Consider the following 10,573-nt stretch of genomic DNA (forward strand, 5'->3'; position numbering starts at 1 on the left):
GAGCCCATACCGGACCCAACGCAATCATGCTGCACGCGCGCGCAGCGTGGTTAGTTGCGGCTGGGGCCAAGATCCATGCTGCGGCGCCGATCAGAGAGCGGACATTCGTTGCGATAGCGTCATGGTCGCGGTCCGCGGATAAGCGGGGCGGAAAAAGGATCGTCGCTCGCCGACCTATGATCAGGGTCAAAGCAGGTTTCCCCGTCGGCCCATCAGGCTGAGCACGACGAGCGGGAGCGCCGTGGTGATGAGGATGGTCACGAACGCCATCGCCATGCCGAGGCCCACCGACCCCTGCTCGAACTGCCGCCAGATATAGGTCGAGATCGTCGAGACCCCGACCGGCGCCACCACCACCGATGCGACCAGCTCCCGCGTGGCGACGGCGAAGACGAGCAGCATCGCGGCCAGCAGGCTCGGCAGGATCAGAGGCAGCAGGATGCGGCGGAACGCCACCGCAGGCGGGGCGCCGGCCACGCGGGCCGCAGCCTCGAGATTGTCGCCGATCTGGTGGAAGGCGGCGGTGGCGTAGCGCACCGGCTGCGGCAGCAGGATGCAGCAATAGGCCAGCAGCAGGATCATCGCTGTGTTGTAGGGGGTGACCGGCAGCCAGGGCTGGTTCCAGGCGAGGATCAGCCCGACTGCCACGACGATGCCGGGCAGCGCGTTGGGCAGGATGGTCAGCACGTCCAGGACGCTGCGCCCGCGCGCCTGCGACTTCACCACGGCATAGGCCGACAGAGCCCCGAGAAGGCCGGTGACGAGCGCTGCGGCGAGGCCCAGCGACAGGCTCGTCCCAAGCGCCTTCAGCGCCCCGGGCGCATCGGTGAGGATCGTCGCGAAGTTGCTCAGGCCGAGATTGGACCGGGCGAGGCCCCCCGACAGGGTCCGCGACAGCGCGGTTGCGAGGATCGCAGCCAGCGGCAGCAGGGTCGCGACGAAGGCGACCGTCGCGAAGAGGGCGAGGACCGGGAGCGTCCACACGCCGAGCGCGCGTCGCACGCTGTTCTGCGGCTTCCCGGTGGTGGCCTCGTAGGAGCGGCGGTTCAGGACCCAGCGTTGCAGGAGGAAGGCGCCGAAGGACAGGACCACCAGCACCAGCGACAGGATCGCCGCCCCCGGCAGATCGATCGGCCAGTCGGAGACGCGCAGGTCGATGGCGGTGACCAGCACGTCGAACCCCGCCCGGGAGCCGAGGGCGGCGGGGGTGCCGTATTCCTCGATCGCCATGGCGAAGACCAGCAGCAGGCTCGCCGCGAGTCCCGGCGTCGAGAGCGGCAGGGTGATGCGCCAGAAGGCGCGGGCCGGGCTCGCGCCGAACACGCGCGCCACATCGGCGTAGCGCGAGCCCACGGTCTCCAGCGTGCGCGAGACGGCGAAATAGACGACGGGAAAGGTGTTGAGCGTCATCACGAAGACGATGCCGGGCAGCGAGAACAGGAACGACGCGAGGTCGAACCCCGCGATCTGCGCGAGGTATCCGCGCGGCTGCAGCGTCATGATCCAGCCGAGCACGGCGATGTAGGGCGGGATCATGAAGGGGATGAGGAACAGCACGTCCCAGACGACCGCGCCCGGCACGCGGAACAGCGCCCGCAGCGCGGCGAGCGGCACGGCCACCGCCGCCGACAACGCGACGACGCAGACGCCCAGAAGCACCGTCCTGCCGGCCATGCCGAGCAGCTTGGGATCGCCGAGCGCATCCGCCATCGCGGAGAAGGGCGCGGCGAAGGAGCCGCTCCCCAGCTGCGGGAACACCGCCTGCAGCAGGATGGCCGCGAACGGCACGGCCACGACCACGGCGAGCCCCGCCGCGGCGAGCGCGACGGCGGGGTGGATCGCCGCGCGCGTCCGCGCCACGCGCGCCGCCTTACTGCGCGAAGATCGCGCCGAAGGCTTCGAGCGTTTCGGCGCGCTGGCCATACGCCGCGTCCGCGTCGATCGGCAGGATCGTCAGGTCGGCGATCAGCGGGCGGTCCGCCGCGACGTCGCTGCGCGCGGGCATGAGGTTCTCACTGGCGACGATGGCCTGACCAGCGTCGGACAGCACATAGTCGACGAACTTGCGCGCGTCGTCCTGGTTCTTCGACCAGTTGAGGATCATCACCGGCCGCGGCGCGACGACGGTCCCGCTCTCGGGGAAGATGACCTCGATCGACTCGCCCTTGGCCTTCGCGTTGAGCGCGATGTAGTCGACCGCGCCGAAGACCGCGGCCTTGGCGCCCTGCAGCACCGGGTTGAGCGCCGCGGCGTTGGCGCCGGCGACAGCGGCGCCGTTGGCGGCGAGGCTCTCGAACAGCTCCATGCCCTGCGTCGCCGACAGCGCGGCGACCAGTTCGAAGGCCGAGCCCGATTGCGCAGGGTCGGGGAGGTTCACGAGGTCCTTGTAGTCGGGCCCGGCGAGATCGGCCCATTCGGCGGGCCGCGGCGTTCCCGACGCCGGGTTCCAGGCGATGGCGAGCGCCGCCACGCCCTGCGCCACAGCCGTCTCGGTCTTGAGGAAGTCGGGCACGGTCGCCGCGTTCGGGCTCGCATAGGGCGCGAGCCAGCCGCGCGCGGCGAAATCGGTCGCGGTGTCCCAGGAGGCCGAGATCAGCACGTCGACCACCGGGTTGGCGGCCTCGGCCTCGATCCGGGCCATCACCTTGCCCGTGGTGGCCTGGAAGAACTCGACCTTGACGCCCGTCTCGGCGGTGAATCCCGCCGCGAGCTTCTCGATCAGCGCGCCGGGGCCGGCGGTGTAGACGGTGACGTCGGCGGCGGCGGCGCCGGCGATGAGCAGGGTCGCAGCGGCGACGCCGGCGCGGAGCGTGGCTTCGAGCATGGTCTTCTCCTTAATGGGCGGGTGCTTGGGTCCGGGCTGGAAACCAGCGCAGACGCTCGGGGACGATCTCCAGCCCGATGCGCTCCCCAAGGCGCATGCGGGCGTCGCTTGCAATCTGGACGGTCAGCCCCGAGGCCTCGGCGTCGAGACGGATGGTCGCCACATAGGCCATGTCGCGATACTGCATCGCCACCACCTGGCCACGGAGCGTCGCCTCCTCGGCGGGGGCTATCCGCAGTGCGCGCGGCGCTGCGAGGACGTCGGCGCGCGCGGCCTCCGGGCGATCCGAGGGTGGGCGGAACGGGTCGCTCAGCGGCCCGAGCGCGCGGGCCCCGAGCGACCATCCGTCGCCGACCCGCGTCAGCGGCAGGATCGCGCCCAGACGCAGGAACGCGGCGACTGCGGCGCTCGCCGGGCGCTCGACCAGATCCTCGGGCGCGGCGAGCTGGACGATCCGCCCGGCGTCCATCACCGCGACCTCGTCGGCGAGCGTCAGCGCCTCGGACTGGTCGTGCGTGACGTAGATTGCGGTCAGGCCGAGACCCCGGATCAAGGCGCCCAGTTCGGCTACCATGGTCTCGCGGAGTTCGCGGTCGAGATTCGACAGGGGCTCGTCGAACAGCACGATCCGCGGCGCGCCGACGATCGCGCGGGCGATGGCGACGCGCTGTTGCTGTCCGCCCGACAGCGCCGATGGGCTGCGCCCGGCGAAAGCGGCCAGCCCCACGCGTTCGAGCGCGGCGGCGACGCGCCGCTCGCGTTCGCCGCGGGGCGTCCCCGCCATCTCGAGCGGGAAGGCCACATTGCCCGCGACGCTCAGATGCGGCCACAGCGCATAGTCTTGGAACACCATGCCGAGGCCCCGCGCCTCGGGCGGCGCGCTCCGGCCCGGGCCCGCGACGACGCGGCCCTCGATCGCGATCTCGCCGGAGCTCGGCGACAGGAGTCCGGCGACCAGCCGCAGGAGCGTGGTCTTGCCGCAGCCCGAGGGACCCAGCAAGGCGAGCGTCCCGCCAGGCGGCACCGCGACGTCGACGCCGCGCAGAACTTCGGTCGCGCCGTAGCTCAGACGCAGATCATGCGTCGATATCGCTGGGGTCACCGCGCCGAGCGCCCTGTCTTCCATGCCGCCCGATCCCGCGTCTCTGGTCTGGAGCGACACGTAGTGGGCGGACGCGACAGTTTGATGACGGCGCGTTGCGCGCGCTTCGGCGGGGTCCGCATTCATCCAACTGTCGCAGAGCCGTGCTAGCTCTTGACCGACTGTTTCTGACGGAGATGGACCAATGCCCAGACCGATCCTACTCGCCGCCGCCATGGGCTTCGCCCTTCTCTCAGATGCCGCCCACGCCGAGGCGCTCGGCGGTCTCGCCTTCAGCGAAACCACGCCGCACGCCGCCACGATGACCCGGAAGGACGACTTCACCATCGTCGGCGCCGAGGACCTGATGGGCCTCAAGGCGATGAATGAGGACGGGACCGTCCGCGCGATCATCGAAATCCCGACGGGCACCTCGGCGAAGTGGGAGGTGAGCAAGGACGATCCCAAAGCCGTCTATTGGGAATTGCGCAAGGGCGCGCCGCGCCTGATCAACTTTCTCGGCTATCCAGGCAATTACGGCTCCATCCCCGGCACCGCCCTTCCCAAGGAACTCGGCGGCGACGGCGACCCCCTCGACGTGATCGTGCTCGGCCAAGCCGTGCCGCGCGGCGAGGTGGTGGACGTGCGCGTGATCGGCGTGCTGAAGATGCTCGACGGCGGCGAACAGGACGACAAACTCGTGGCGGTGCTGGCCAAGGACTCGCCCTTCGCTCATGTCGAGAGCATGGCGCAGCTCGACTCGGAATTCCCCGGCGCAAGCCAGATCGTCGACATCTGGTTCGCCAACTACAAGGGCCCGGACGGCGGCATGGAGGGACTCGGGTTCGAAGACGCCAAATCCGCCCGCGCCGTCCTCGAAGCAGCCGCCGCGAACTTCGAAGCCGGCCGCTGATCGCGCCGGACGTTCTCGCGCCTTAAGCTCCGGTCAGGTTGCTGGCCGGAGCGCCGACTTGGTCGTCGGCAATGCGCACCGATCACCGGCAGGGCCGAGCTTGGGCAGGAAGCACCGACTGCGGGGGCCGAGTCGACTTCACGCGCGCCGCGCTTAGCACTTCTAGGCCGAGTTTGTAGATTAGCATGGGGTCCCGACGCCGATCGGCGTCGCAGACCATTGATCTGTCATGGGCGTATGAGGTCTCGGCATCGGGCCAATCAACAACCGGTCCGCTGGTGAATGTCAGCTTCTGATGCGAATGCTGTGTCGCGCCATGACCCCGAAGCGAGCGACGCCGCAACGACCTCGGTCAAACTGATGAATTGCTGCAGCCGCGCAAGCCCGCAAGGTCCGCCACTCGGTGACCTGGTAACGTAGTGGCCGACCGCTGCTGCCAGTCGCCGTAACCGAGGGCGGCGCGTGCGGACCAAGACGACGCCCGCGGCTGGCGGCGACGATCGGGTCGCCGCCAGCGCCGCCTTCTTCGCAACCGGGCCGCCATCCTAGCCGGACCGCGGACCCGAGGCGCATCGGAGGCTCAGAACTCCTCATCCATTTCAGCGTCGTCGAACCCGCCCTGGGCGAGCGGGTCCTCTTCGGACGCCATCGCCTCGTCCGCGCCGAACATGCCGCCGATCGCATTCGCCAGCATCATGCCGCCCGCGACGCCCATCGCCGTCTGCGCCGCGCCGGCGAGGAATCCGCCGCCCTGCGGCGCGGCCTGCATCGGCGCCTGCCCGGCGGACCGGCGCATCGACGCGGTCGGGCGCGCGGGCGCGCCGCCGCCGAACAGACCGCTGAAGAGACCGCCCGCGGCGGGGCGCTGCGCAAGTTCGGCCTCGAGTTGCTCGATGCGCGCCTGCGCTTCGTTCAGCGCGTATTCCTGCACGACGATCGTCTGCGCCATGAAGTAGGGGGCCTTAGGCTGCTTCGCGAGGCGCTCGGCGATGAAGGCGTCGGCCTGCCCGTCGACGGGCGGGGCCTGCCGCTCGACGACGGCGAGCTTGCCGAAGAGGCCCTCGATGGCGGCGCGGTCGTTCTGGTCCATTGGATTTCTCTCCTGTCTGTGGACGCTCATTCCTCCCGCTGGCCCGTGAACTGGAGCAGCAGCTGGAAGATGTTGACGAAGTTGAGATAGAGCGACAGCGCGCCCATGACCGCCATCTTCTGGTCCGTCTCGGCGCCCAGATGCTCGGCGTACTGCGCCTTGATCGCCTGCGTGTCCCAGGCGGTCAGTCCGAGGAAGACGACGATGCCGATCACCGAGATGGCGAACTGCAGCGCGGTCGAGCCGAGGAAGAGGTTCACGACGCTGGCGATGATGACGCCGATCAGGCCCATGATCAGGAACGAGCCGACCTGGGTCAGGTCGCGCCGCGTGGTGTAGCCGTAGAGGCTCATCCCGAGGAACATCCCGGCTGCGATGAAGAAGGTCCGCGCGATCGACAGGCCGGTGAAGACGAGGAACACCGAGGCCAGCGACAGGCCCATCACGGCGCAGAACGCCCAGAAGGCGGCCTGCGCTCCCGCGGCCGACATGCGCTCGATCCGGAAGCTGAACACCAGCACGAAGGCCAGCGGCGCGAGCATCGCCACCCATTTCAGCGGCGTGGAGAAGATCGGCACGTAGAGCGCCGGCGTCGCCGCGACGATGAAGGCCACGAGGCCGGTCAGCGCGACGCCGCCCGCCATGTAGGTGTAGATGCGCAGCATGTGTTGACGCAGGCCATCGTCGAAGGCGGCGCCGGTCCGGGCGGTGGGGGCGAAGCCCGCCGAGCGGGCGTAGGGGGACTGGCTCATCGTCGGCTCCCGTCTGTGCTGGGTGAGAGGATCAGTGGAGGCTGTCGAAAAGACGCCGCGCCGCGCGGTCGAGACCGTCGGCCTCGACGCCCGCGACGACGGCGTAGGCGACCTCGCCGATCTGGAAGTAGGCCGCCTCGGTCGCGCCGAGCGTCGCCATCGTCGGCTCGACGACCGCGAAGCCACCCGGCCGCACGGCGAACAGCGAGACGCGGCCGAACTCGCGCGTCTCGACGGCGAGGTCGACGCTCGGGCCGAAGCGCGACGGGAACACCTGCACGTCCTGCACCGTCCAGTCGGCGGGCAGCGTCGGCATGACGATCGCCGTCGCCGTGCGCAGTTCGGCGGGGTCGTAGCCGACGCTCTCCGGCTGCGAGGCCATCCGCGCCCTGAGCGCTGTCGTGGCGAAGGCGCGCGCCGCCTCCTCGACGAAGGGCGGTATCGCCGGCTCGGCGACCAGCGCCGGACCGAGCCCCGCATGGGCGAGCCAGCCTACGCCCACCAGCGCCGACACCGCCGCCGCGCGGCGCCCGGCGGCGAGCAGGCGACCAGTCGCGAGACTGCGCTCGAGCTGGCGCGCGGCCTCCGTCGTGCGGGGACGCGGGGCTGCGGGCCATGCCGCGAGTGCGAGCCGCAACTCGTCGCGAACGCGCAGGTCGGCCATCACGCGCGCCGCGAGAGCGGGCCGCGCGGCGAGATGCGCCTCGACCGCGATTCGGCGCCCCGGGTCGAGCTCGTCGTCGACATAGGCGTTCAGATCGTCCTCGATGATCGGGCTCCCGACGGTCGTCATGCGTCGTCTCCCACGATGCGCAGCGACGGCCGGCTGCGCCCGTCCTGCTGGCGCCCATCCTGCTCGAAAGCCCGCAACCAGGCGCGCGCCCGCGACACGCGGGACAGGACCGTGCCGACGGGAACGCCGAGAACCTCGGCCGCCTCGTCATAGGTGAGCCCGTCGATGCTCACGAGATGCAGCGCCGCGCGCTGGTCGTCCGGGAGCTGGAGGAACGCCGCGCGCACCTGGGCCAGACGCGTCGCATGCTCCTGCGACGCCTCCTCCCAGGCCGGCGCGGCCTCGCCGGCCGCCGCGACCGCCCGGCTTTCGGCGGCGCGGCGGCGCGCACCGTCGATGAAGACGTTGTGCAGCACTTTCATGAGCCAAGGCCCGAGCGGCCGATCGGACGAGAACGTATTCCGCCGCTCCTGCGCGCGAAGGAGCGCGTCGTGCAGGAGGTCCTCGGCGGCGTCCGCGTCGCGCGTCAGCGAGCGCGCGTAGCGGCGCAGGGCCGGCAGATGGGCAAGAACGTCGAGGCGAGGACCGCGATGCTTCATGCGGGGTATACGGACGGCGCGGCGAAACCCTTCCCGATAGCTGACGTCATCGCAGGCTTGTTTGGCGCATGGCGGAAAAGGTTCCTGTTGCGCTCTCAACTGGTCAGCGTCGCCCCATGTGGGATAATATGGCGCCAGGTGCAGACCAAAGGCCGCGAGCGAGGCGTCGATGGCCAACGCCGTCATTCCCGTCGGGCTGAACCTGGGCCTCGGCGTGGCTCTGGTCGCGGCCAACCTGCTGATGATCGTCGTCGTCCCGCTCTGGCTGCTGCCGCTCTCGCCGCTCTGGGGCGTCGCACTCGTGCTCCCGGTGCTTGCGACGCCAACGCTGTGGTCGCTGATCCACGAGGCCATCCACGGCGCCCTGCACCCGGATCGGCGCTGGAACGACCGGCTGGGTCGGCTCCTCGCAGGGCTCTTCGGCTCTCCCTTCCAGGTGCTTAGGCTCGGCCACCTGATGCACCACCGCTTCAACCGCTCCGTTCTCAATCGCGTCGAGGTCGCTCGCGGCGCACCGTCCTTTCGGGAGCGAACGCTCTACTATGCCCGATTGTTCGGCGGCCTCTATCTCGGCGAGGTCGCGGTCGCAGCTCTCGCGATCCTGCCCGACCGGTTCTGGCGGCCCATCATCCTGCTCGCCTTCGGCGACGAGGCCCCGGACGGGCGCAGCATGTGGGGCGCGGCGCGCAAGCAGTTGCTGGAGGAGCCGGGGCGCAGCCGGATGCGGCTCGACGGGCTTGCCATCTCTGCGGGACTCTGCGGCAGCTTCGCGCTCTACGGGCCGAATTGGTGGATGCTGGCGGCGGCGCTGCTGAGCAGGGCCTTTCTCGTATCATTCCTCGACAACGCCTATCACTACGCCACCCCGCTCGACGACCCGATGGCCGGCCGCGACCTGACGCTGCCGCGGCCGCTGCAGGTGGCGATGCTGAACTTCAACCTGCACGCCACCCATCACCGCACCCCCGCCACGCCATGGAGCGGCCTGCCGGAGGCCCAGCGCCGCCTCGGCGGGCGCTTCGACGGCGGGCTCGTCAACGCCGCATTGCGGCAACTCGCGGGGCCGATCCCCGAGACCGCGCTGCGGCGGACCTCCGAGGCCCGGCTGACAACGTCAGCGAGAGCGTCGGCCACGGGAGAGGCGGGCTGACCCCGCTGCGTGGCAGCGCAAGAAGGTTGTCCGCGATGCAGCGAGGTTGCGCGCCTGCGGCAGAATATCGGAATTGATCGTTTCTCCAGCCGGGCCGGTAGACGACCGCTTTCGGAACGAATGCTGCGACGCAGCAGGACCCCGGGGCGCTCGTGCCAGTCGAGCTCTCTTGATCGACCCACGGAATGCCGCGCCGGCGAAAGGCCGCAAGGTCCGCATTGCCGACGCGCGCCTCGGTTCCGGCGAACGGCGGCTCCCCCGGCTGTGTGACCGAGTTCACCCGCTGCCGGGGCGCCCGACGCGACATCGGACGAGGGGCCGTCCGCTCCCGAAAACGGACGGTCGAGGGGGCCGGTGGAACCTCCGGTGGACGGCCGTTCGCGCGAGCGGCAGCGGCCGCTAGCTGGGGCAGCGTGTTGCGGTTGAAGCCCAGAACTGCCTGCCGTCCCTCGGGCAGTGATGCGCACACTTCGGCCATACGCGGCAATGCTCTGAAATGGCAGGAAGGGAGCGGGACCTGCCTGACTGCAGGGCAACATGGCACTTGCAGAAAAGTTGAAGAGTGGACGTTCGAGGCGAACCGGTTTGGCCTCGGAGGCAGTTGGCTATCTGCAGGAGGTGCCACCATTGCCAATCGCTTATCCTTTCAATGATTACGGGCTATCATTTGGACTCTTCGAACCATGGTTCGGTCTGAAGCTTAGTTCGGAGTGGTGTAACCACTAACTCTGGCGCGCGCCATACATATTCCGCCGCAGCAGCCTTTCCTTTAGGCGATATGTTCTGCAAGTGGGCCACGGCTGCTTCGACAGAGAATTTCGTACCTGCCTTTACTGCATTCCTATCGGAGAAATTTGAGGGTAACCCAGCCCAGATGACCAATTCGATTTTATTGCTACTCGCCCAAATGGGGATGGATGGCGGGACAGGAGGCACGCATTTGAGCTCAAGATTTTTTGCGAAGCAGAAGCCAATGTGCCTCATGATCGTGCCTTCGCGGTCACGCAGGTCTGCAATTGCATCATCAGGGTTCGTACGCTTGCTTAGCGCATACATTACTTTGCAGTCTTTGCCATTCAAGGTATCTATGACCAAGGTGAGCGCGCCATCACGTGATGCCGACACCCGCGAAAATTCTAGGGGCAGTATCGGGCCATCAGTGAACCAATCCCCCCGCTGCTTATCGAAGTTGGGCCAATTATCATCCCAGACCAGAGACCCCCAAGCTAAGATCGCAATCTTCATACATGCCTCCCGTATTTGCGTCGGCTAACCTTCTTCAAGGCGAACGGTAAAGTCACTTCTCCAGTTCAGGACGTTCTCGGCTAGATACTGCTCTATGCAAGCTTCTGCAAAATATAGCCCGAAAAGATCACTTCCGTGCAATCAATCGCAGAAGTTATGGACTGAAGCATTTCGAGATCCTCGCTT

10 protein-coding genes are annotated in these 10,573 nt (G+C 68.6%); 2 read left to right on the forward strand and 8 right to left on the reverse strand.

The genetic code is table 11. The features are described from left to right. Nucleotides 1-186 precede the first annotated feature (186 nt). The 3 genes from V7Q31_RS15025 to V7Q31_RS15035 are packed head-to-tail and all read right to left on the reverse strand — an operon-like array spanning nucleotide 187 to nucleotide 3,950. Entirely contained in the window at nucleotides 187-1,860 is a 1,674-nt protein-coding gene (locus V7Q31_RS15025) for an ABC transporter permease (RefSeq protein WP_333834676.1), read from the reverse strand. A gap of 10 nt (nucleotides 1,861-1,870) precedes the next feature. After that, nucleotides 1,871-2,824: an extracellular solute-binding protein gene (locus V7Q31_RS15030; RefSeq protein WP_333834677.1), complete on the reverse strand. Its 954-nt coding sequence runs from the start codon at nucleotides 2,822-2,824 to the stop codon at nucleotides 1,871-1,873. A gap of 10 nt (nucleotides 2,825-2,834) precedes the next feature. Beyond that, entirely contained in the window at nucleotides 2,835-3,950 is a 1,116-nt protein-coding gene (locus tag V7Q31_RS15035) for an ABC transporter ATP-binding protein (RefSeq protein WP_333834678.1), read from the reverse strand. 160 nt (nucleotides 3,951-4,110) lie between these two features. Here V7Q31_RS15035 and V7Q31_RS15040 point away from each other — a divergent pair, with 160 nt between their 5' ends. Next, nucleotides 4,111-4,818 carry an inorganic diphosphatase gene (locus tag V7Q31_RS15040; protein WP_333834679.1) on the forward strand — a complete coding sequence of 236 codons (708 nt, stop codon included), beginning with the start codon at nucleotides 4,111-4,113 and terminating at the stop codon, nucleotides 4,816-4,818. A gap of 580 nt (nucleotides 4,819-5,398) precedes the next feature. Here the strand turns inward: V7Q31_RS15040 and V7Q31_RS15045 are convergent. From V7Q31_RS15045 to V7Q31_RS15060, 4 genes are read right to left on the reverse strand one after another with little or no spacing between them, the layout of a single operon-like run. After that, nucleotides 5,399-5,908, reverse strand: a complete 510-nt coding sequence (locus V7Q31_RS15045) for a DUF2076 domain-containing protein (RefSeq protein ID WP_333834680.1) — start codon at nucleotides 5,906-5,908, stop codon at nucleotides 5,399-5,401. Nucleotides 5,909-5,934: 26 nt separating this feature from the next. Next, nucleotides 5,935-6,660 carry a Bax inhibitor-1/YccA family protein gene (locus tag V7Q31_RS15050; protein WP_333834681.1) on the reverse strand — a complete coding sequence of 242 codons (726 nt, stop codon included), beginning with the start codon at nucleotides 6,658-6,660 and terminating at the stop codon, nucleotides 5,935-5,937. A gap of 31 nt (nucleotides 6,661-6,691) precedes the next feature. Next, nucleotides 6,692-7,453 (reverse strand): zf-HC2 domain-containing protein, encoded by a 762-nt coding sequence (locus V7Q31_RS15055; protein ID WP_333834682.1) that lies wholly within the window; start codon nucleotides 7,451-7,453, stop codon nucleotides 6,692-6,694. Next, a complete protein-coding gene (locus V7Q31_RS15060) occupies nucleotides 7,450-8,169 on the reverse strand; it encodes a sigma-70 family RNA polymerase sigma factor (RefSeq protein ID WP_333834683.1) in 720 nt (239 codons plus the stop codon). Before V7Q31_RS15060 ends, V7Q31_RS15055 begins: the two co-directional genes overlap by 4 nt. Between V7Q31_RS15060 and V7Q31_RS15065 the strand changes: the two genes are divergently transcribed. Continuing rightward, nucleotides 8,162-9,142 (forward strand): fatty acid desaturase family protein, encoded by a 981-nt coding sequence (locus tag V7Q31_RS15065; protein ID WP_333834684.1) that lies wholly within the window; start codon nucleotides 8,162-8,164, stop codon nucleotides 9,140-9,142. The two genes, V7Q31_RS15060 and V7Q31_RS15065, sit on opposite strands and share 8 nt — an antisense overlap. A gap of 663 nt (nucleotides 9,143-9,805) precedes the next feature. Here V7Q31_RS15065 and V7Q31_RS15070 read toward each other — a convergent pair. Then, on the reverse strand, nucleotides 9,806-10,387 hold the full coding sequence (locus V7Q31_RS15070; RefSeq protein WP_333834685.1) for a hypothetical protein: 582 nt from the start codon (nucleotides 10,385-10,387) through the stop codon (nucleotides 9,806-9,808). Nucleotides 10,388-10,573: the final 186 nt, after the last annotated feature.

Source organism: Rubrimonas sp. (assembly GCF_036788415.1).
Taxonomy (GTDB): Bacteria; Pseudomonadota; Alphaproteobacteria; order Rhodobacterales; family Rhodobacteraceae; genus Rubrimonas.